Origin of the sequence: Bradyrhizobium sp. 4 (genome assembly GCF_023100905.1) — a bacterium.
GTDB lineage: Bacteria > Pseudomonadota > Alphaproteobacteria > Rhizobiales > Xanthobacteraceae > Bradyrhizobium.
On sequence record NZ_CP064686.1, the window covers coordinates 6,059,416 to 6,079,793 of the forward strand.

Sequence of the window (20,378 nt, forward strand, 5' to 3'; positions counted from 1 at the left end):
CTAGCGCGGCTTGTCATTGAGTTGATAATTCAAATGCATTCGCACGGTCGGCCATTCGGCCGCGGTGATGCTGTAGACCACGGTGTCGCGGAGCGTGCCGTTCGGCGCGACCTGGTGGCTGCGCAGGATGCCGTCCTGCTTGGCGCCCAGGCGCTCGATGGCGCGACGGCTCTGGTGATTGAAGAAGTGGGTGCGGAATTCCACCGCAATGCAGTCCAGGGTTTCGAAGGCGTGGGTGAGCAGCAGCAGCTTGCACTGCGTGTTGAGCGGGCCGCGCTGCGCGCTCTTGCCATACCATGTCGAGCCGATCTCGACGCGGCGGTTGGCGGCATCGATGTTCATGTAGGTCGTCATGCCCACGATCTTGCCGCTGCCATCGAACACGGTGAAGGGGAGCATCGAGCCCGCGGCCTGAAGACCGAGCCGGCGGTCGATTTCCTTGCTCATGTTGTCCGGCGTCGGAATCGCGGTGTACCAGATGGTGGAGAGCTCGCCGTCCTTCACGGCCTCGATCAGCCCCTCGCGGTGCTGATGCGACAACGGCTCCAGACCGGCATGCTGTCCGCGCAGGGTAATGGGATCAGGCCAGGGCATTTGAAACTCTCTTTTAGTCATTGCGAGGAGCGAAGCGACGAAGCAATCCAGACTGTCACCGCGGACGCATTCCTGGATTGCTTCGCTTCGCTCGCAATGACGGTCACTAGCACCGTTTACTTGTTTAGGAAATTGAGCGGCAAACCGCCACGCGGCCAGTCCATCGCGATCAGTTCGCCCTTGCCTGAGAGCGTGATGTAGGCGGTCTTCAGCTCGGGACCGCCGAAGGCGATGTTGGTGGTGACGCGGTCGCCGGTCGGGACCTGCTCGACCAGGGTGCCATCGGGCGCGATCACCGAGATGCAACCGGAGACGAGGGTGGCGACACAGACATTGCCGTTCGCTTCGACCGCCAGCGAGTCGAACATCTGGTAGCCGCCGAGGCCGCAGATCGGTTTGCCGCGCTCGCCGCGATAGATCACGTCGCGCGGCTTCAGCGTGCCGGGCGCGGAGAGCTCGTAGGCCCAGAGCCGGCCGGTGGGCGTCTCCGCGATATAGACGGTGGCCTCGTCCGGCGACAGGCCGATGCCGTTCGCCGGCAGTATGCCGTGCACGACCTCGACGATCTCTTTCATGCCGGGCTTGAGATAATACATGCCGCCGACGTCCATCTCGCGCGCGCGGCGCTTGCCGAGATCGGAGAACCAGAGGCCGCCCTGCTTGTCGAACACCAGATCGTTCGGCCCACGCAGATCGTGCTCGCCGCATTTCGTCACGACGGTCTCGATCTTGCCCGATTGGAGATCGACGCGCTGGATCGAGCCGCCGAGATAATCGTCGGGCTGCGGACCCGGCATGATCATGTTGCGGGTCGGGATCCAGGAGAAGCCGCCATTGTTGCAGATGTAGATCTTGCCGTCGGGGCCGAGGGCTGCGCCGTTCGGGCCGCCCGGAATCTTCGCGACGATCTCCTTGCGCCCGTCGGGATGGATTCGGGTCAGGCGCTGGCCGCGGATTTCCACCAGCACAACCGAGCCGTCCGGCATCACGACCGGCCCTTCGGGAAATTCGAGGTCGGTGGCGAGAACTCGGACGTTGGACATGTGGACCCTCCCGGCTGCTTGTTATGACTTGCACGGGATGTCCGGCACGGCCCCACACGCAAGATTGCCTGCGGTTATGACAAAGTCGCCGGGGCTTGCCAAGCAAGCGGGATGGTATGCCAGCGTTGCGCGCTAATCTCGCACGGGTATCCAAATCTCCAGGCCGCCATTGCCGGTGGCGGGATCGAATTTCTCGTCGTAGCGTTCGAAGTTCGGCGCATCCGCAGCCTTCAGGCCGGAGGCCGGCAGCCACTGATTCCAGATCGCGTTGACGGTGCGCCTGATCGAGGCGACGTGGTCGGCGTGGGTGAACACCGCATAGCGCTGCTCGGGGATACGGATACGGCCGAAGCGGCGCGGCAGTTCGGAGAAATCGCCGACCTCGACGCCGGCGATGTAGTCGAAATTGCCGGCATCGTCGCCGTTGCAGCAGACGCCATAGGCGACCGGTCCAACGCGCGCGGGAATGTCGCCGACCTCCCGGTGGAAGCGCTGCCACAGACCTGGAATGGCCGCGCCGTTGTCGCAGGAGATGCGCTCGTTGATGCCTGCGACGAGGAAGGCCTTTGTGGTTTCGAAGCGCGGGGTGGCGAGTTTGTCGGAGATGGTCGAGTCCATGAGGATCGGCTCCTGAAGCTTGAGATGGCCGGTGCATTGCGCGGCCCGCACCGCTTCCGGCGTGGTGCCAAACTGGTCGCGGAACGCGCGGGTGAATGCTTCGTGCGAGCCGTAATCGGCCTCCAGCGCCAGCGACAGGATGTCCGGCGCGCCGTTCGCAAGACTGCGCGCCGCTTCGCTCAGCCGCCGCGCGCGCACGTACCGCATCACCGGCAGGCCGGTCGCGGCAGCAAACGCGCGCACGATGTGGAACCGCGACACGCCGGATATCGCCGCGATCTCATCGAGCGTCATCGGCTCGGCCAGATGGCTCTCGACATACCAGAGCGCGCGCTGGGCTGGGTTCATGGCGTTTCTCGTTCGAAGCGCGACCATGGTGCACGGAAGTCCGCAGGCTTCGCTTGATCGGCGTTGCGGTCCCGCAAGATGATAACGCCGGAACAGCCACTGGCAACGTCCGGGCGTTCATGGCTACACTCGGGACGTCCTGGCAACCGCTCACGAGAAAGCAGGAGGAACTGCGTCATGAAGATCACCGATGTGCGGGCGCACCATATCCGCATCCCCTATGACGCCGGTGTCGCGAGCTTCCGTCAGGGCGCCTCCGCCATCACGGCCCTCGACATGGTGATGGTCGAGGTCACCACCGACGCCGGGTTGACCGGCTGGGGCGATGCCTTCGCCTATGTCTGCCCCCGCACCACGCGCAGTGCCGTGGAGGAAATGATCGCACCGCAGGCGCGGGGGCTGGAGGTTCCCGATGCTGCCGGCATTCCGGCGGTGATGGAGCAGATCCAGCGTAACCTGCATCTGTTCGGCCGATACGGCATCACCATGTTCGCGATCTCCGGGTTCGACATCGCGCTGTGGGACCTCGCCGCCAAGATCAAGAGCGTGCCGGTGCATCGCCTGCTCGGCGGCACCAGGCGCCCGGCCATTCCGGCCTATGCGAGCCTGTTGCGGATCGGCTCGCCCGACAACATCGCCGCCGAATGCAAGAAGGCGCTGGCGCTCGGCTACGGCGCCATCAAGCTGCACGAGACCACGGCGCCGGCGGTGTTTGCCGCGCGCGCGGCGATCGGGCCCGGCATTCCGCTGATGGTCGACATGAACTGCCCGCTGTCAGGCGAAGAGGCGATCGCGTTCGCCAGGACATGCCGGGACGCGCAGCCGATGTTCCTGGAGGAGCCGGTCTGGCCGCCGGAGGATTTTGCGGCGCTCGCCGAGGTCCGCAGCAAGGGCGGGCTCGGCGTCGCCGCCGGCGAGAACGCCTGCACGGAATATCAATTCCGCCAGATGATGGATGCGGGCGCGGTCAGCCACGCCCAGCCGTCGGTGATCAAGGTCGGCGGCATCACGGAATTCCTGAAGGTTGGGGCGCTCGCAGATCGGGTCGGCGTCAAGATCGTTCCGCACTCCCCGTATTTCGGCCCCGGCCTGCTGGCGACCTTGCATCTGCTGGCGGGGCGCGACGACGGCTTCGTCGAGATGTTTTACCTGAAGCGCGAGGCCTGCCTGTGGGGCGGCCGCGCCGATGTCGATGCCACCGGCCATGTCGCGGTGCCGACCGGACCTGGGCTCGGTTATGAGCCCGACCGCAGCGTGATGGAGCGATATCGCGTCGCCTGAGCGCGGCGCCTATTTCGCCGCATCCTTCGGCGGCGGCGCATCCTGTTTCTTCTTCACATCCTCAGCGGTCTTCGCCTGCGCGGCCTGGAGATCGCCGAGCATCTTCTGAAAGCCGGCCACGGTCGTCTTCAACGCGTCGATCTGGCGACCCGCGGCGTCCAGCTTCTGCTGGTGATCGAGGTTCAGCTTGGTGATCGTCTTCTGCAGGAAGTCGACGTTGCTCTGGAGGCAGCTGGTGCGGCGCTCCATGGTCTTCTCGACGGTGCAGATCTCGATGCCGGGCACGTCCTGCGCGCGGACCGGCGCAATCGCCAGCGTGGCGAGCAGTGACATCGCGAAACAGACGCCGGCGCTTCGAAGCAGCATGCAGGTTCCTCGTCAAATCAATCACGGCAATGTGCGCTTTTTGCACGCAGCCTGTCGAGGCTACCACACTCGCACCGCATTCTCGCGTTGAGCTTGCGCTGTTCCCTCAGACGGGGAGCGATGATCTGCACGCGGAGGAAATGGGCGCTCCTTCCGCGGCTTTGTTTAGGGGAGTTTTTGATGGCAACGCGCGACAGACGACTGGCGGAATTTGACGGCGCCGGAGAACCGCCGCCTGGCCTTGCAGTCGAAGTGCTGTGCGAGGACCACAGCGGGACTTATCAGCTGCCGTTCGCCTGCCGCTATGTCGAGGGACGCTGGCAGAACCACGCGGCCGGCGTCGCAGTCGAAGCAACCGTCATCGGCTGGCGCGTCCCGCGCATGAAGCATTCGGGCGTGGCCTGAGCACTGATTTCTGTCTCAAAATGCAACGGGGCCGCGTCCCGGCTTAACCTTCGGAACGCGGCCCGAACGAATCACGTCCGAATCAGCCGTAGGCCCCCGTACGCGCCTGTTCACGGCTAGATGTCGCAAGCAGCCAGCGCGCGCACACAATATCTGCGCAGCGCGTGAGCCAGCCCAGCCGGCCACGGGCGTCAAACGTTAACGGCTTCAATGACATGACTGCGGGGTGCGGCGGTTGGATGCTCGCTCCCAAAACAGGCAGATGGCACCCCGCCTGCCTAATATTCGACCTCGAGCTCCTCGATCTCGGCCGGCTCGTCCTTGGCCGCCGCGATCCATTCCTTCATCTCCGGCATGGCCATGATGGTATCGGCATAAGCCTGCTGCCGCGGATCGAGCTTGACGTTGTAGGTCACGAAGCGCGTCACCACCGGGGCGTACATCGCATCAGCCATGGTGCGGGTCTCGCCGAACAGGAAGGGCCCGCCCGATTTCTCCAGGCAGTCGCGCCAGATCGCCCAGACGCGATCGATGTCAGCCTGCGCGCGCGACCAGATCTTGAAGCCCGGGAAGTGCCCCTTCAGGTTGACCGGCAGCGACGCGCGCAAGGTGGTGAAGCCTGAATGGATTTCCCCACAAATCGAGCGGCAATGCGCGCGCTGAACGCGATCCGCGGGCAACAGCCCGGCATCCGGCATCGCCTCGTTGAGATATTCGGCGATCGCCAGCGTATCCCAGACGATCGCGCCGTCGTGCCGCAGGCACGGCACCAGGATCGAAGACGACAACAGCAGGATTTCGGCGCGCGCCGACGCGTCGTCCGGTGCGGTGACGATCTCCTCGAAATCGAGCCCGGAAAATTTCGTGAGCAGCCAGCCACGCAGCGACCAGGACGAATAGTTCTTGCTGCTGATGGTCAGTGTCGCCTTCGCCATGTGGCCTTCCCTCACGCCTGTGACTCGCACCCTGCCCGGACTCTGCGGGAGTGCGCACCGCCTGTGCTTCCCGCGAAAAGAGCAGCAAGCGACGTGCCAATCTTGAGGACGGCCCATCTCCGGATTGGCTCCGATATTGCATAGCAGCACGGGGACAGGTGGGCGTTTCAGTATGATGTCGATGTATTATCAAGCCTTTCAGAACCATATGGACCTGACGGCGCCGTGGCGATCGGGGGCCTCCTCCGCGCTCAAATTCCTCAATCTGGTGCCGCAGGGCTTGTCGGATCAGGTCGTCGGCCGGCTGTCGGCCGCACTGGAGCTAATCTCCCGCTCCACCCTCACCTATCACCGCCCCGCCTACGGCATCGACAGCGTCATGGTCGGCAATCGCGAGGTCGCCGTGACCGAGGAGATCGCTTACGCGACCCCGTTCGGCTCGCTGCTGCGTTTCAAGAAAGAGGGCGTGGGCGAGCAGCCGCGCATGCTGCTGGTGGCGCCGATGTCCGGCCATTTCGCGACGCTGCTGCGCGGCACCGTGAAGACGCTGCTGCAGGATCACGATGTCTACATCACCGACTGGCACAATCCGCGCGACATTCCCCGCAGCGAGGGCCGCTTCGGGCTCGACGACTACACAGAGCATCTCATCGACTTCCTCGGCCAATTGGGCCCGCGCCCGCATATGGTCGCGATCTGCCAGCCCTCGGTCTCGGCGCTCGCGGCTGCCGCAATCATGTGCGAGGGCAACCATCCTTCGCGGCCGGCGACGTTGACGCTGATGGCCGGCCCGATCGACACGCGCATCCTGCCGACCAGGGTCAACGAATTCGCCAAGAGCAGGCCGATCGACTGGTTCGAGCAGAACCTGATCAACTACGTGCCGATGCAGTGCCGCGGTGCCTTGCGGAAAGTCTATCCCGGCTTCGTGCAGCTCACCGCCTTCGTCTCGATGAATCTCGAGCGCCACATCAAGCAGCACATCGATCTCGCCGATCACATCGCCAAGGGCGAGAAGGAGAAGGCGGCCAGCATCAAGACCTTCTACGACGAATATTTCGCCGTGATGGACCTGCCGGCGGAATTCTACATCGAGACCGTTCGCGACGTGTTCCAGGAGCATCTTCTGCCCCAGGGCAAGCTGATGCATCGGGGACGTCCGGTGAACACCAAGGCCGTCAGCCGCATGGGGCTGATGACGGTCGAGGGCGAGAAGGACGACATCTGCGCGATCGGCCAGACGCTGGCCGCGCAAGACCTCTGCACCGGCGTGCGCGCCTACCGCCGTGTGCACCACATGCAGGCCGGCGTCGGCCATTACGGCGTGTTCTCGGGCAAGCGCTGGAACAACGAGATCTACCCGCTGCTGCGGGATTTCGTGCACGTGAACTCCTGAAGCTCCGCCAAATTTCTTCAGCAGGATCGGACAAGGCAGCGCGGCTTTGGGAAAGACGCCGACCCTGCACCAAACCTAAAACACGGACATGCCGCTCCCGCCGGAGGCCAAGCCATGTCCGAATTGCCACCCCCTGCCGCCACTCCGGCCGCGATCGTCGACGCGCTCAAAACGGTCGCAGGCAATCCGCCGAAGGTGCGTGCGAGCTTCGCCAAGGGCCGATGCGTGCGCGGCACCTATGCCCCGTCCGACCGCGCCGCAGAGATCACGCGATCGCTGAGCTTCACCAAGCCCTCGCGCGTGCTGGCGCGCTTCTCCGTTGGCGGCGGCAATCCCGGGGTGACCGACACCAACAACCTCGTGCTGCGCGGCTTCAGCTTCAGGCTTGGCGACGACGCCCATCGCTCCGACATCCTGACCGAAACCGCTCCGGTGCATTTTGCACGGACGCTCGACCAGATGCTCGCCTTCCTCGAGGCGCGAATTCCGGGCGCGGACGGCGAGCCTGACATCGAGAAGGTCCGGGCTTTTTCCGCGGCCAATCCTGAAACGCTGAACCAGGCGAAGTACATCGCGGCGCGCCGGCTGCCCGGCAGTTTTTCCGGCACGACCTATTGGGGCGTGCACGCCTTTCCCGCGACGAACGCGAAGGGCGAGACCCGCTTTATCAAGTTCAAGGTCGCGCCTGTCGGCGGCGACGTCACCTTGAGCGAAGACGAAGCCAGGACAAAGTCGGTCGATTTCCTCCATGACGATCTCGCGCGGAGGATCGCAGCCGGCGACGTCCGCTTCAACGTGATGGCCTTGCTCGACCGCCCCGAGGATCCCACCATGGACGTGACCCTGCGATGGCCGGACGAGGACAACCGTGAACAGGTGCGGCTCGGGACCATCGTCATCACCAGCCTCGAGGCCAATGAGGCCTGCGACGGCTCCATCTTCAATCCGGCCAATCTTGCCGACGGCATCGGCCATCCGCTGGACGAGATCTTTGCGGCGCGCCGCACGGCCTACACCTATTCGCTGGAAACGCGGCGCTGACTAGATCTTTTCCCGTCCGCCATCCGTTTCGCGGCGCCACGCGCCCGGACTGACGCCGACCATGGACGAGAACACCCGGGTGAAATGGCTCTGATTGGCAAATCCGGCCGAGATGGCAATCTCGGACAACGGCAGGTCGCGGACTGTCATCAGTTGCTTGGCCGCCTTGACGCGCTGCTGGAGCAGCCATTGATGCGGCGGCAGGCCCGTGGAGATCCGGAATGCGCGTGAGAAGTGGCTGACTGACAGGCCAAGCTCGGTCGCGATCAGCTGCAGCGCGATCTTGCCCGAGAGATCGGAATCGAGCCGGTCACACGCACGCTTCACCTGCCATGGCGCGAGACCGCCGCGGGTTGGTTCTGCGGCTGGCTTCAGCCCGCCATAGGTCTGGGCGACATGGGCGGTGAGCGCGAGCATCATGTGATCGACGAAAAGCTGGTTGGTCTCGTCGGGCCGACACAGCCCTTGCCGCAACGAGGCACCGACATGTCGAACGACCTCGTCGTCATGACCGACACCGGGCTCGTAGCTGAGTTCGCCAACGCGCGGTCCGCCCGGTTGCCTGGCAATGCCGTTGAGCGCCGAGCGCGGCAAATAGAAGAAGAGCGAGTGAAATGGCTTGTCGATCACATAGCGCGGGTCGCGCTTGAGGTCGTACAGATAGGTCGCACCTGCGCGAACATCCGCCTTGGTGACACAGCGGCCCTCCTCCCAGCATTCGCAATCCGGATAGTCGCGGAGTTTCAGGCTGAGGAGATAGGCATCTTCCGCAGCCAGCGAGCCGGAAATATCCGGTGTCGGATCGTCGTTGCGGACTTCGGTGACCGCGAGCTCGGCGCTGTGCAGCGAACGCGTGATCAGAACCGGTGCTTGCTTCGAGCGAAGGCCCTGCCCGAGCCTCTGCCCGTAGACGCCTGCTTGGGTCATTTTAGTAAATCCATCCGTAAAGGCATGTCTTCGCCAGCCTTCCCGAGATCCGCGCATTATCGGAGATCGCCGGCCGACGGTCCAGCTGCAGCGCATAGCACGAAGCTGGCGCGGTCGGCCCTCGCACCAGATTGCGCCGCGATGATTTCATTGTGATTTCAGCGTGATGTCACAGGCCCGGCAGGGCGAAGGACAACACCGTTGACCTGCCCGACAGATTGCTGCGCGATTCCATCGTGCATTTTGGAAATGAATTGCGGCCTGCGCACGTCAGGCGGACCATTCCTCGCCCCAGACCTGGACGACATGGCCCGGCGACACCTCGCGATATTGCCGAACAGGCGGCTGGTAGTCGGGCGCGCGCACCGGGCTTCTGATCTCGTCGTTCGCTACCTCGCGCCTGGTGCCACGGCGCGCTGGATCGGGCACCGGCACGGCCGCCATCAGCTTCTTCGTATAGGGATGCTGCGGATTGCCGAACAGGGCCGCGCGCGGACCGGTCTCGACGATCTCGCCGAGATACATCACCGCGACGCGATGGCTCATCCGCTCGACCACCGCGATATCATGGGAAATGAAGAGGTAGGCAAGTCCCATGCTGGCTTGAAGATCGAGCATCAGATTGACGACCTGCGCCTTGACCGAGACGTCGAGCGCCGAGACCGCTTCGTCCGCGACGATCAGCTTCGGTCCGAGCGCGAGCGCGCGGGCAATGCAGATGCGCTGGCGCTGGCCACCGGAGAATTCGTGCGGAAAGCGCGCGGCCATGTCAGCGGTGAGACCAACGCGAACGAGCAGGTCGGCGACCTTCTCCCGCGCCTGCGACGCCGTTGCGAGCCCGTTGGCGAGCAATGGGGCCGCAATCGCCGTTCCCACCGACATGCGGGGGTTGAGGCTTGCGAACGGATCCTGGAACACGATCTGCATCTGCTTGCGAAAGTCACGCAAGGTGCGGGCATTCATGGCCAGCACATCCTGCCCGTCGATCAAAACGGTGCCGCTGTCCGGCTCCGTCAGCTTGAGAATGGAGCGGCCCGTCGTCGATTTGCCGCAGCCGGATTCGCCGACCAGCGCCAGCGTCTCCCCGGCGCGCAAGGTGAAGGAGACGTTCTCGACCGCATGGACGCGGCCCGAGATCTTGCCGAACAGGCCCGAGCGAATTGGAAAGCGCGTCGTGAGGTTGGAGACTTCGAGCAGCGGTCGCTCGGCAATCGAAACTGTATCGGGCGTCTCTGCCGGCTCGTCCGAGGTGCCCGTTAGCTTGTCCACGATCGGAAAACGCATCGGCCGCGTCCGCCCATCCATCGAGCCGAGGCGTGGCACGGCCGCGAGCAGTGCCCTTGTATAGGGATGCGAAGGGGCGGCGAAGATGCGCGAGGTCACGTTGGTTTCCACCGCCTGGCCGCCATACATCACCACGGTGCGGTCCGCGATCTCGGCCACCACGCCCATGTCGTGGGTGATGAAGAGGATCGACATCCCCTCTTCCTGCTGAAGCTCCTTCAGGAGCTCCAGGATCTGGGCCTGAATGGTGACGTCGAGCGCGGTGGTCGGCTCGTCCGCGATCAGCAGCCTCGGCTTGCAGGCCAGCGCCATCGCGATCATCACGCGCTGGCGCATGCCGCCGGAGAAACGATGCGGATGCTCGTGGAAGCGCGATTTCGCCGCAGGTATCCGCACGCGATCGAGCAGGCGAATGGTCTCGACCTCCGCCGCCACGCGCGACAGGCCGCGGTGCTGGATCAGTGCTTCCGCAATCTGGAAGCCGATGGTCAGCACCGGATTGAGGCTCGTCATCGGCTCCTGGAAGATCATGGCGATGTCGTTGCCACGAACATCCTTCATGCTCGCTTCGGGCAGCGTCAGCAGGTCGCGACCGGCAAGCTGGACGCGGCCTTCGACTCGGCCGTTCTCCTTCGGAATGAGCCGCATGAGCGAGAGCGCGGTGACGCTCTTGCCCGAACCGGACTCGCCGACGATCGCCACGGTTTCCCCCGAGGCAATATCGAACGACACGTCGCGGACGACGGGACTCCATTCCCGCTCACGTAGGAAGGACGTCGTCAGGCCGGAAACCGACAGCACCGGCGACGGCGCGTTGGCAGCGACTTGATCAGCTCCGCTTGCGCCCATGCTCATGCCGGTGTCCTAATAGCCACGACTACGATCGACACGCCCAGGCAGCTCCTCGCCGCGGCGGTGGCGCGCGATCACGTCCAGCACGAAATCGACCGCCGTATCCGGCGTGGTCATGCTGGCATTGTGCGGTGTGACCAGGATGCGCGGGTGGCTCCAGAAAGGATGCCCCGCAGGCAGCGGCTCCGGCTCGGCGACGTCGAGGACGGCACCCGACAACGCGCCGCTGTCGAGCGCCGCGAGAAAGTCGGCTTCGACCAGATGCGGGCCACGCCCGACGTTGACGAGCGACGCGCCGCGCGGCAGGCGCGCGAACAAGTCCGCATTCAGGATGCCCCGGGTCTGATCGGTCAGAGGCAGCAGGCAGACGAGAATGTCGGTCAGCGCAAGAAAATCCGGCAACGTCTCCATGCCCGCGTAACAGGTGACGCCGTCGATCTCGCGGAGTGAGCGGTTCCAGCCGAGAAGCGGAAAGCCGAACGCCGTGAGGCGTTCGAGCACGGCCTGGCCGAGCAGGCCAAGACCCATCACGCCGACGCGACGACGTTTGGCCGGCGTGATCCGGATCTCGCGCCAGACCTGCGCCTTCTGCTGGGCGATGAAGTGCAGGAGATCACGATGCAGGGCGAGCACCGCCATGGCGACGTATTCCACCATAGTCTCGGCGATGCCCGGCTCCAGCATACGCACCAGCGGAATGTGCGGCGGAACTTTTGACGCGTCGAACTGGTCGACGCCCGCACCGACCGAGAAGACCAGCTCGAGATTGGGGAAAGTCGTCGCGATGTCTTCCGGCGGCACCCACGCCACGAGATAGCGCACGTCGGCGGGATCGCCGATGTCGGGCCAGAGCCGGAATGGCACATCGGGCGCGCGCTCGGCGAAGAAGCCCGCCCACTCCGCGCCGCGAACCATGTTGGCCTTGTAGAGAAGCGTCATGCCGCCAAACCCTCAGAACGGGCTGACCGGCGCGAGCCGGCGGCCGTCGATCAGGCGCCTGTGGCTGTAGGCCGCGGGATCGACCAGCGGCGTCGCGCCCGTCACGATGTCGGCGGCGAGCTTGCCGGCCGCTGGACCGATGCCAAAGCCGTGGCCGGAGAAGCCGGTGGCCAGGAAGAAGCCGGGCATGGCGTCGACCGACGAGATGACCGGAATGGTATCCGGCGTGCAGTCGATCGTCCCGCCCCAGGCTTCCGCGATCTCGATGTCCTTCAATTCAGGGTTCGACTTGATCAGCGAAGCCAGCGCTGCATTGACCAGCGACATGTCAGGCGCGGGATCGCGCACGCGCTCGGTCTCGAATGGCGACGGCTTGTCCAAGCTCCAGCTCGTGCCGCGCATGAGCTGGTCGAAGAAGGATTTGCCAAACGACAGTTTCAACCCGTTCTTGCGATGCAGATAGGTGGGCCAGAAGGTTCGCGCGTAGCGGAACAGGTCGGGTGACAGTTCGACCGTGCCGCGATTGCGCAGCGCCAGCGTAAAGCCGCCGTCGAGGCGGCGGCGGATGCAATAGAAGTCGGTGCCGAGCGCGCCGGAGGTGATCTCCGGCCCCGGCGTGGTCCGGCATGCGGTGGCGTTGACGAGACCGATCGGCAGCTCGATGCCGTGGCGTCGGCAGAACAGCGACGACCAGGCGCCGCCCGACAGCAGCACCGATTGCGTGCGAATGGTACCATTCTCGGTGACGACGGCGCTCACCCGTCCGCCTTGCGTCTCCAACCCACGCGCGGCGCAGCCCTGGTGAATGGTGACGCCGTGTTTTCGCGCGGCGGTCGCAAGCGCGGGCACAGCCATCGACGGCTCGGCGCGCCCGTCGCTCGGCGTGTGCAGGCCGCCGACCCATGTCTCGGAATTGCCGGGCAGACGCTCGGCGACCTCGGCCGGCGTCAGGACGGTCGAGTGCACCTGCATCTCGCGCGCCGTTGCGGCCCATCGCTCCCAACTCGCGAGCTCATCCTTGCTCTTGGTCAGGAACAGCACGCCGGTGCGGCGGAAGCCGGCATCGACGCCGGCATCGTTCTGCATGTCCTCCCACAGGCGCAGCGCCTCGCGGGCCAGCGGGATCTCCTCACGCGCGCGACCCTGCTGGCGGCACCAGCCCCAATTGCGGCTCGACTGCTCGCCGCCGACATGGCCCTTCTCGATCAGGGCGACGGAGAGGCCCTTCTTCGCGAGATGATAGGCCGCGGAAACGCCGATGACGCCGCCGCCGATGACGACGACATCCACCTGCGCCGGCAGGCGTTCGTCACTGTTTATACGGGTGAGCGGCGGGGACATAGGACACTCCAGATATTCAGTTCGATCGAGACAGCTCGGCTCGTCGCCAGTTTGCAGATCATGGGATGTTCATCCGCGGGTCGAGCGCGTCGCGCAAGCCGTCGCCGAGGAAGTTGAAGCTCGTCACCGCCAGCGTGATGGCAAGGCCCGGCGCAATCGCGAGCCAGGGCGCGCTGGTGAGATAGATCTGTGCGTTGTTGAGCATGTTGCCGAGGCTCGCGGCCGGCGGCTGGATGCCGTAACCGAGATAGCTGAGATAGGATTCCAGCAGAATTGCCTTGGCGACGTTCAGCGTCGCCGCCACCACGATCGGCGCAATCGCATTCGGTACGAGCTCGCGGAACATGATCCGCAGGTTCGACGAGCCGAACGCGAGTGCAGCAACCGCAAACTCGCGTTCCCGCAGCGAGCGCACCTGGGCCTCGACGACGCGGGCCACCCACATCCAGGCGGTTGCCGCGATCAGCACCGTGGTGGTGACGAAGCCGGGCTCGATGAGCGCCGCGAGCGCAAGCAGCAGGAAGATGGTCGGAAAGCACAGCATCGCATCGACGAGCCGCATCAGCACCGCGCCGACCACGCCGCCATAGAAGCCGGCGAAGGCGCCGACGACGATGCCAACCGCCATCGCGATCACCATCGCGACGAAGCCGATCGACAGCGAGACACGCGCGCCCATCATCAGCCGCGCCAGCACGTCGCGGCCGAGCTCGTCGGTGCCGAGGATGTGCGCGCCCGACAGCGGCGGTGCGAACCGCTTCATGATGTCGATATAGGTGTCGTCGAACGGCAGGAGGTACGGCCCGAATGCCGAACCGAGAACAAGGACGAGAATGATCACCGCGCCTGCAAGCGCAAGCCGGTGCCGACGAAATCGCCGCCACGCGGCCTGGCCCGGCGCAATTTGATCGGTGGAGAGGGCGGCAGTCGTCATCCCTAGCCCACCCGGATGCGCGGATCGACGACGGCATAGAGGATGTCAGCGAGCAGCGATCCGATCAGCACCATGACCGCCGAGAACATCAGGATGCCCATCACCACGGGATAGTCGCGATAGCCGATAGAATCGAGGAACAGCCGGCCCATGCCGGGCCAGGTGAACACGGTCTCGGCGACCAGCGCACCACCGAGCAGCGTCGGAAACTGAAGGCCGCCCACCGTGATCATCGGCAGCAGCGCGTTCCGCAAGGCGTGAACCGTAAGGATTCGCCATTCCGGCATGCCCTTGGCGCGCGCGGTGCGAATGTAGTCCTGGTTGATGACTTCGAGCATCGAGGAGCGCATGAAGCGGCCCCACATCGCGGTCTCGACCAGCGCCAGCACCAGCGCCGGCGCAATGAGATGATGAAGCAGATCGAGCGGCGAGCCATCGCCGACGGTCTGCCGGTTGCCCGCCGGCAGCCAGCCGAGCTTCACCGAGAACACATAGATGGTGACGAGGCCGAACCAGAAGGTCGGGATCGACAATGCGATCATGGCGCCGACGGTTGCTAGCGAATCGAACAGCGAATAGCGGCGCAGCGCACCGAGCACGCCAATCCAGCAGCCGAGCAGGACCGCGATGATGGTCGCAGTCGCCATCAGTTCCAGAGTGGCGCCAAGATGCGACGAGATCACCGCCAGCACCGGCTCGCCGTCGCGATACGAGCGGCCCCAATCGCCCCTCAGCATCCGGCCGAACCAGTCGAGATACTGGATCGGCAGCGAACGATCGAGGCCAAGCTGCCTGGTGACGCGATCGAGATCCTCCTGGGTCATCTGCGCGGACGCCGCGAATTGCGAGAGCGGGCCGCCCGGCGCCAGATGCAGGATGGCAAAGCCGATCGCGGACACGATCACCAGCAACATGATCGCCTGCGCCAGGCGATTGGCGACGTAACGGGCCATCTCAGGCGATCTCGCGCACCTGAACCATCAGGCCCAATACCATTCGCGGATGTTCCAGCAGTTGATCGACATGTTGATGTTGGGGCGGAAACCCTGGAGTCCTTCCTTCACGCCTTCGGCAATGAAGCCCTGGAACAGCGGCAGGATCGCGAGGTCGTCGCGGATGAGCTTCTGCAGATTGCCATAGGTCGTCTTGCGCTGCGCCAGATCGAACTGCTTGGCACCTTCTGCGAGAAGTCGATCGGCCTCCGGGTTGCGATACTGATAGGTGTTGTAGCCGCGGCCACCCTTGGCAGGAATGGCGCCGGAGCCGAAGCGGGGCGTCACGTCGGGGTCGCTGCCGAGCATGAAATTCACCCCCACGATCACCGAGTTGAATTTCGATTGCTGCCAGAAGTCGCCCCAGATCACCGCGGCCGGCATGTTGTTGACGCGCATCGCGGCACCGATTGCGCGCCAGTCCTGGATCAGCAACTGCTGGGTCTGCTCGCGCACCGCATTGCCCGACGTCGTTGAATTGGTGAATTCGAGCTTGACGCCGCCTTTCTCGCGCACGCCGCCGGCGCCGCGGACCCAACCGGCCGCATCGAGCAGCGTGTTGGCCTTGGCCGGATCGTATTTGTGCTGCGGCAGTCCCTGCTGGAACGACCAGGCCTGTTGCGGCACGAAACTTTCGGTCTGCGTCGGCAAACCGTAGTTCAGCGCATCGATAATCGCCTGCTTGTTGATCGCGAGATACAGCGCCTCGCGCACGGTGCGGTCCGCCAACGCGCCGAACTCCAGATTGGGTGCGATGTGCTCCACCGACGACGTCGAGGAGACGAAGATCTTGCGGCCCTTCAGCGTCTTCGCCTCCTGCACGAAGTTTGGCAGAATGCCTTGCAGGCCGGTGTAGTCGACCTGGCCGGTGCGGAACTGGGTGTAGAGGACGGTGAGATCGGGAATGTATTTGAACACCACGCGTTCGACGTACGGCCCCTTGCCGTGATAGCCGGCGTGAGCATTCAACTGAATGTGGTCGCCCGGCACGCGCTCGCCCCAGCGGAACGGTCCAGTGCCGACAGGCGCGTTGTGGAACGGCGAGGCGTTCGGATCGGTCACCTTCTCCAGGATGTGCTTTGGCACGATGAAGGTCAGCGATCCCAGGATCGACATGTAGGGCGAATAGGGAGCTTCCATACGCCAGTGAATCTCGTCGGGCGCGACGACCTTAATGTCTTTCACGAGGCTATGGCCGACGCGGCTGCGCGCGCGGAAATCGGGATTGTTGATCAGCTCGAGCGAGAACTTGACGTCGTCGGCCGTGAACGGCGTGCCGTCGTGCCATTTCACGTCGCTGCGGAGCTTGATCTTCCAGGTCAGGCCGTCGGCCGACAGGCCGCCGTTCTCGAGGGTCGGGACTTCGCGGGCGAGGTCGGGAACGAACTGGCCGTCGGGATCGATGAACCAGAGCGGCGAGAACACCTGCCACCAGATGCCCTGATCGACTTCGATGCCCGGCATCAGGGGATGAAAGACCGTCGGCTCCTGCGATAGCGCCGCGATCACCTGCCCGCGCGGCTTGTCGGGCGGATTGGTCGGGCGTTCGGTCTGCGCGAATGCGTTGCCTGAAAGCGTCCATCCCGCCGCGGCGCCCGCGCCGAGCTGGAATATCTGACGGCGATTCGGATTGCCGAGATGCAGTGCCCCAACGCCGAACTTCCCGGTGTCGTCCGCCATGACCACTCTCCGTTGTCGCACGCGGCACCGTCTCCCGCGCCCCGAGATCCCCGGCAAAGGGACAGGAGTGGGCTTTAGTGCTTCTAAATTTTTCTATCAAAAGTTCATCACGACTAAATACAGCTGTCAATCGCATTGCTAGGATGCGCGACCTTTTCACTTCGACTGAAGCTCCAGACCGTCGTTGTCCGGGGCTGAGATGATGCACGGGAGAGCGACATGGATGGTCGCGGCGAGATCAGCGATCCGAAGGATGCCCCGGCGACCGAGGCCGACGATGCCGTCGACCAGCGCCTGGGCGAGACCGTGCGGCTGCTGCGGCAGCGTGCGGGCCTTTCGATCCAGGACGTTGCTAACAAGACCGGCCTCTCCAACGGCATGATCAGCCAGCTCGAACGCGCGCGTGCCATGCCGTCGATACGGACGTTGCGCCTGCTCAGCATCGCGCTCGACGTTCCTATCTCCTATTTCTTCGAGACCACCGATCCCGCCGATGTGCAGCGCTACATCGTGCGCAAGAACAGCCGGCGTCTGCTGCGGCTCACCGCCAGCGGTGTCGTCAAGGAGGCCTTGACGCCGGCAGACAAAGGCCAGCTCGAACTCTACGAGCTCACGCTCAATCCCGGCGCCTCGTCCGGCACTGATTTCCTGCAGCACACCGGCGAGAAGGCGGGCTATATCCTCTCGGGAAGCCTGCGGCTGTGGCTCGACAACCAGGCCCATCTGCTCGAGGCCGGCGACAGCTTTCGCTTTCCGAGCATCGTTCCGCACATGTTCGACAACCCGACCCAGCAGACGGCCCGCGTGATCTGGGTGACCACGCTGCGCCAGACCGATTCGCCGGCAGGTTGAAGCGCCGCCAACCCGGCACCACCGCAAATTGCCCCTCGACGCCGCCGCGCGGAATCTGTAGCTCACATCTGTAGCTGACGTGGAGCCGGACATTGACAGGGCGGCCACGGGGGCCGCGACTGACGCGTTGGTGTGAGACCATGAAACTCAGGGGGCTTCTGACACTCGCGATGGCCGCGCAGGTCATCGTGACCGCGGCGGCTCTCCTCGTCTCCTATGCCGCGACCGGAACCGGGTTCGGCATTGCCCAGATCGTCGCCCTGCTCGCAAGCGGCGCCATTGCGGTCCTGCTCGCTCGTCTGTGCACGCGCGCGATCGAAACCGCGCAGGAAAAACGCGCCGCCGCGCTACTGACCGAGCAGGCGCAGGCCAGCGCGCAGATGACGCAAGCCGTCATCAAGACCGCGCTCGACGCCTTCATTCAGACCGACCAGAGTGGCATCGTGCTGGAATGGAGTCTTCAGGCCGAGGCCCTGACTGGATGGACGCGCAAGGAGGCGCTCGGCACCGACGTCGTCAACCTCCTCATCGCCGAGCCGCTGCGCGACGGCTTCAGGCAACGCATGATGCGGCTGCTGCCGGAATTGTCGGATACGCCGATCGGCATCCGGTTCGAAGCGACCCTGCTGCACCGGGAGGGCGACGAGATCCTGATCGAGGCCTCCAGCACGGCGCTCCGCATCGGGGGGCGCACCCTCATCAACAATTTCGTCAAGGACGTCACCCAGAAGCGCGCCGCCGCGGAGCAGCTGATCCAGGCCCAGAAGATGGAGGCGATCGGCCAGCTCACCGGCGGCATCGCGCACGAATTCAACAACATGCTCACCGTAATCACGGGCACGATCGAGATCCTCGCCGACGCCGTGAAGGACAATCCGCCGCTTGCGACCATCACCAAGCTGATCAGCGACGCCGCCGACCGCGGCGCCGCGCTGACGTCGAGCCTGTTGTCCTTTGCCCGCAAGCAGGCGCTCAGGCCGGCCGAGAGCGACATCAACGAACTGCTCGAAGAGCTCGCAAAGCTGCTTCGGGCAACCTTCGACAAGAAGATCGAGATCGTGACCCGGCTCGACGGCAACATCTGGCTCGCCCTCGTCGATCGCGGCCAATTGAGCTCGGCACTTCTCAACCTCGCGATCAACGCCCGCGACGCGATGCTGGACAGCGGCAGACTGACGTTGACGACGCGCAACGTCGTGTTCGGCGTCCGCGAGGCCGTGGCGGTCGGGGCCGGCTATGCCGGCGACTATGTCGAGATCGAGATAGCCGACACCGGCACCGGCATTCCGCCGGCCATTCTCGAGCGGATCTTCGATCCCTTCTTCTCGACCAAGGACGTCGGCAAGGGCACGGGGCTTGGGCTCAGCATGGTGTTCGGATTCATCAAGCAGTCCGGCGGCGGCATCAAGGTCGCTTCCGAAGAAGGACGCGGCACGATTTTCACGATCTACCTGCCGAAGGCGGAGGCGAGCACGCTTCGCCCGACCGGCTATGACGAGCGCAAGGTCGTGGGCGGGACGGAAACCATCCTTTGTGTCGAGGACGACCGCGACGTCCGCCAGTACGTTACGGTCCAGCTCGAAAGCCTCGGCTACAAGGTCATCCCGGCCGCCAATGCGGCCGAGGCACTCGCCATCGCGGCCGAAGGCACGCCCTTCGACCTGCTTTTCACCGACATCGTGATGGCCGGCAGCTTGAATGGACGAGAGCTCGCCGACGAGATGGTGGCAGCGCGCCCCTCGCTGAGGGTGCTGTTCACGTCGGGCTATGCCTACGACGCTCCGCATGGGCAGGGACGCGCCACCAAGGCCGCGCCGCTTCTGACAAAGCCCTATCGGAAGGCCGAGCTCGCGCGCATGCTGCGCCGCTCTCTCGACACCGCCGTCGACGCGGTTGGCGATCCGATCCCGACGCCCTATTCGGTGCAGGCCGATCTCGAAGGCTTTCTGCGCAGGCAGGCCGCTGAACGCGACAGGCGTTAGGGCGCGTCTTGCGCATGGACAGCGCATGGCTGCTGCGCAACACTCCGTGTCAGTTACAATCCCATTGGAGGCGAGCCATGACGTCACTCGAAAAAGGCATCACCGCGAACGGTACGGGCTATGGCGGCAAGACCTGGAACATCCTCGGCCAGGTCTACTTCCCCAAGGCCGTCACCGAGTCCACTTTCGCGTTCGAGACCAACAGCGATCCCGGCCAGTTCGTGCCGGTGCACATCCATCCGACCCAAGACGAATTCATCCTGGTGCAGGAAGGCACGCTCGACCTCAAGCTCGACGGCCAATGGGTCAAGGCCCACGCCGGCGACCTCGTGCGCCTGCCGCGGGGCATCCCGCACGGCTACTTCAACAAATCCGACAAGCCGGCCCGTGCGTTGTTCTGGGTCTCGCCGATGCAGAAGCTGGAGGCGTTGTTCAATCAGCTCCATGACCTGACCGACCCGGCCGAGGTCGTGCGCATCTCGGCGCTGCACGAGGTCGACTTCCTGCCGCCCGAAGCCAACGACTAGGCTAAGATCCCCCGACCGACGAATCGTTGGGGGAACCGGCC

The 20,378-nt window shown here is 64.7% G+C and carries 19 protein-coding genes; 7 read left to right on the forward strand and 12 right to left on the reverse strand.

Annotation, left to right across the window (positions count from 1 at the left end; translation table 11 throughout):
- The 3 genes from IVB45_RS28965 to IVB45_RS28975 form a co-directional block, all read right to left on the reverse strand.
- Positions 1-594, reverse strand: a complete 594-nt coding sequence (locus tag IVB45_RS28965; protein ID WP_247358529.1) for a GNAT family protein — start codon at positions 592-594, stop codon at positions 1-3.
- Positions 595-710: 116 nt separating this feature from the next.
- Positions 711-1,637 (reverse strand): SMP-30/gluconolactonase/LRE family protein, encoded by a 927-nt coding sequence (locus IVB45_RS28970; RefSeq protein WP_247358527.1) that lies wholly within the window; start codon positions 1,635-1,637, stop codon positions 711-713.
- A 132-nt stretch (positions 1,638-1,769) separates the two neighbouring features.
- Positions 1,770-2,603: an AraC family transcriptional regulator gene (locus tag IVB45_RS28975; protein WP_247358525.1), complete on the reverse strand. Its 834-nt coding sequence runs from the start codon at positions 2,601-2,603 to the stop codon at positions 1,770-1,772.
- 177 nt (positions 2,604-2,780) lie between these two features.
- On the opposite strand from IVB45_RS28975, the gene IVB45_RS28980 reads away from it, so the two are divergent.
- Positions 2,781-3,884, forward strand: a complete 1,104-nt coding sequence (locus tag IVB45_RS28980; protein WP_247358524.1) for a mandelate racemase/muconate lactonizing enzyme family protein — start codon at positions 2,781-2,783, stop codon at positions 3,882-3,884.
- 9 nt (positions 3,885-3,893) lie between these two features.
- On the opposite strand, the gene IVB45_RS28985 is transcribed toward IVB45_RS28980, so the two are convergent.
- Positions 3,894-4,250 (reverse strand): hypothetical protein, encoded by a 357-nt coding sequence (locus tag IVB45_RS28985; protein ID WP_247358521.1) that lies wholly within the window; start codon positions 4,248-4,250, stop codon positions 3,894-3,896.
- Positions 4,251-4,430: 180 nt separating this feature from the next.
- On the opposite strand from IVB45_RS28985, the gene IVB45_RS28990 reads away from it, so the two are divergent.
- Complete coding sequence (locus IVB45_RS28990) at positions 4,431-4,655, forward strand: hypothetical protein (protein WP_027570609.1); 225 nt, start codon at positions 4,431-4,433, stop codon at positions 4,653-4,655.
- A gap of 278 nt (positions 4,656-4,933) precedes the next feature.
- Here the strand turns inward: IVB45_RS28990 and IVB45_RS28995 are convergent, their stop codons facing one another.
- Entirely contained in the window at positions 4,934-5,590 is a 657-nt protein-coding gene (locus tag IVB45_RS28995) for a glutathione S-transferase family protein (protein WP_247358520.1), read from the reverse strand.
- A 172-nt stretch (positions 5,591-5,762) separates the two neighbouring features.
- Between IVB45_RS28995 and phaZ the strand changes: the two genes are divergently transcribed.
- Entirely contained in the window at positions 5,763-6,986 is a 1,224-nt protein-coding gene (gene phaZ / locus IVB45_RS29000) for a polyhydroxyalkanoate depolymerase (RefSeq protein ID WP_247358518.1), read from the forward strand.
- Between the two features lie 114 nt (positions 6,987-7,100).
- The gene (locus tag IVB45_RS29005) at positions 7,101-8,027 is read left to right on the forward strand and encodes a catalase family peroxidase (protein WP_247358517.1); all 927 of its coding nucleotides are present in this window, start codon (positions 7,101-7,103) and stop codon (positions 8,025-8,027) included.
- Here IVB45_RS29005 and IVB45_RS29010 read toward each other — a convergent pair whose 3' ends face one another.
- From IVB45_RS29010 to IVB45_RS29040, 7 genes are all read right to left on the reverse strand, one after another.
- A complete protein-coding gene (locus IVB45_RS29010) occupies positions 8,028-8,954 on the reverse strand; it encodes an AraC family transcriptional regulator (RefSeq protein WP_027570606.1) in 927 nt (308 codons plus the stop codon).
- Between the two features lie 270 nt (positions 8,955-9,224).
- Entirely contained in the window at positions 9,225-11,093 is a 1,869-nt protein-coding gene (locus tag IVB45_RS29015) for an ABC transporter ATP-binding protein (protein ID WP_247358515.1), read from the reverse strand.
- A 9-nt stretch (positions 11,094-11,102) separates the two neighbouring features.
- Positions 11,103-12,029, reverse strand: a complete 927-nt coding sequence (locus IVB45_RS29020; protein ID WP_247358513.1) for a glyoxylate/hydroxypyruvate reductase A — start codon at positions 12,027-12,029, stop codon at positions 11,103-11,105.
- A 12-nt stretch (positions 12,030-12,041) separates the two neighbouring features.
- Positions 12,042-13,370: an FAD-binding oxidoreductase gene (locus IVB45_RS29025; RefSeq protein WP_247358511.1), complete on the reverse strand. Its 1,329-nt coding sequence runs from the start codon at positions 13,368-13,370 to the stop codon at positions 12,042-12,044.
- 58 nt (positions 13,371-13,428) lie between these two features.
- The gene (locus IVB45_RS29030) at positions 13,429-14,304 is read right to left on the reverse strand and encodes an ABC transporter permease (protein ID WP_027570602.1); all 876 of its coding nucleotides are present in this window, start codon (positions 14,302-14,304) and stop codon (positions 13,429-13,431) included.
- Between the two features lie 2 nt (positions 14,305-14,306).
- Positions 14,307-15,257: an ABC transporter permease gene (locus IVB45_RS29035; RefSeq protein ID WP_027570601.1), complete on the reverse strand. Its 951-nt coding sequence runs from the start codon at positions 15,255-15,257 to the stop codon at positions 14,307-14,309.
- Between the two features lie 27 nt (positions 15,258-15,284).
- Positions 15,285-16,976, reverse strand: coding sequence for a peptide ABC transporter substrate-binding protein (locus IVB45_RS29040; RefSeq protein WP_247358509.1), 1,692 nt, complete (start codon positions 16,974-16,976; stop codon positions 15,285-15,287).
- 219 nt (positions 16,977-17,195) lie between these two features.
- On the opposite strand from IVB45_RS29040, the gene IVB45_RS29045 reads away from it, so the two are divergent.
- From IVB45_RS29045 to IVB45_RS29055, 3 genes are all read left to right on the forward strand, one after another.
- A complete protein-coding gene (locus IVB45_RS29045; RefSeq protein WP_027570599.1) occupies positions 17,196-17,828 on the forward strand; it encodes a cupin domain-containing protein in 633 nt (210 codons plus the stop codon).
- Positions 17,829-17,968: 140 nt separating this feature from the next.
- A complete protein-coding gene (locus IVB45_RS29050) occupies positions 17,969-19,810 on the forward strand; it encodes an ATP-binding protein (RefSeq protein ID WP_247358507.1) in 1,842 nt (613 codons plus the stop codon).
- Between the two features lie 77 nt (positions 19,811-19,887).
- A complete protein-coding gene (locus tag IVB45_RS29055) occupies positions 19,888-20,337 on the forward strand; it encodes a cupin domain-containing protein (RefSeq protein ID WP_247358505.1) in 450 nt (149 codons plus the stop codon).
- Positions 20,338-20,378 lie beyond the last annotated feature (41 nt).

Bases quoted from the DNA above. Each gene is read 5' to 3' on its own strand.
- IVB45_RS29055 (WP_247358505.1), top strand. From the start codon at position 19,888: ATGACGTCACTCGAAAAAGGCATCACCGCGAACGGTACGGGCTATGGC.
- IVB45_RS29040 (WP_247358509.1), bottom strand. From the start codon at position 16,976: ATGGCGGACGACACCGGGAAGTTCGGCGTTGGGGCACTGCATCTCGGC.
- IVB45_RS28980 (WP_247358524.1), top strand. From the start codon at position 2,781: ATGAAGATCACCGATGTGCGGGCGCACCATATCCGCATCCCCTATGAC.
- IVB45_RS28995 (WP_247358520.1), bottom strand. From the start codon at position 5,590: ATGGCGAAGGCGACACTGACCATCAGCAGCAAGAACTATTCGTCCTGG.
- IVB45_RS29030 (WP_027570602.1), bottom strand. From the start codon at position 14,304: ATGACGACTGCCGCCCTCTCCACCGATCAAATTGCGCCGGGCCAGGCC.
- IVB45_RS29015 (WP_247358515.1), bottom strand. From the start codon at position 11,093: ATGAGCATGGGCGCAAGCGGAGCTGATCAAGTCGCTGCCAACGCGCCG.
- IVB45_RS29035 (WP_027570601.1), bottom strand. From the start codon at position 15,257: ATGGCCCGTTACGTCGCCAATCGCCTGGCGCAGGCGATCATGTTGCTG.
- IVB45_RS29005 (WP_247358517.1), top strand. From the start codon at position 7,101: ATGTCCGAATTGCCACCCCCTGCCGCCACTCCGGCCGCGATCGTCGAC.
- IVB45_RS28965 (WP_247358529.1), bottom strand. From the start codon at position 594: ATGCCCTGGCCTGATCCCATTACCCTGCGCGGACAGCATGCCGGTCTG.
- IVB45_RS29045 (WP_027570599.1), top strand. From the start codon at position 17,196: ATGGATGGTCGCGGCGAGATCAGCGATCCGAAGGATGCCCCGGCGACC.
- IVB45_RS29020 (WP_247358513.1), bottom strand. From the start codon at position 12,029: ATGACGCTTCTCTACAAGGCCAACATGGTTCGCGGCGCGGAGTGGGCG.
- IVB45_RS29010 (WP_027570606.1), bottom strand. From the start codon at position 8,954: ATGACCCAAGCAGGCGTCTACGGGCAGAGGCTCGGGCAGGGCCTTCGC.
- IVB45_RS29050 (WP_247358507.1), top strand. From the start codon at position 17,969: ATGAAACTCAGGGGGCTTCTGACACTCGCGATGGCCGCGCAGGTCATC.
- phaZ (WP_247358518.1), top strand. From the start codon at position 5,763: ATGATGTCGATGTATTATCAAGCCTTTCAGAACCATATGGACCTGACG.
- IVB45_RS28990 (WP_027570609.1), top strand. From the start codon at position 4,431: ATGGCAACGCGCGACAGACGACTGGCGGAATTTGACGGCGCCGGAGAA.
- IVB45_RS28970 (WP_247358527.1), bottom strand. From the start codon at position 1,637: ATGTCCAACGTCCGAGTTCTCGCCACCGACCTCGAATTTCCCGAAGGG.
- IVB45_RS28985 (WP_247358521.1), bottom strand. From the start codon at position 4,250: ATGCTGCTTCGAAGCGCCGGCGTCTGTTTCGCGATGTCACTGCTCGCC.
- IVB45_RS29025 (WP_247358511.1), bottom strand. From the start codon at position 13,370: ATGTCCCCGCCGCTCACCCGTATAAACAGTGACGAACGCCTGCCGGCG.
- IVB45_RS28975 (WP_247358525.1), bottom strand. From the start codon at position 2,603: ATGAACCCAGCCCAGCGCGCGCTCTGGTATGTCGAGAGCCATCTGGCC.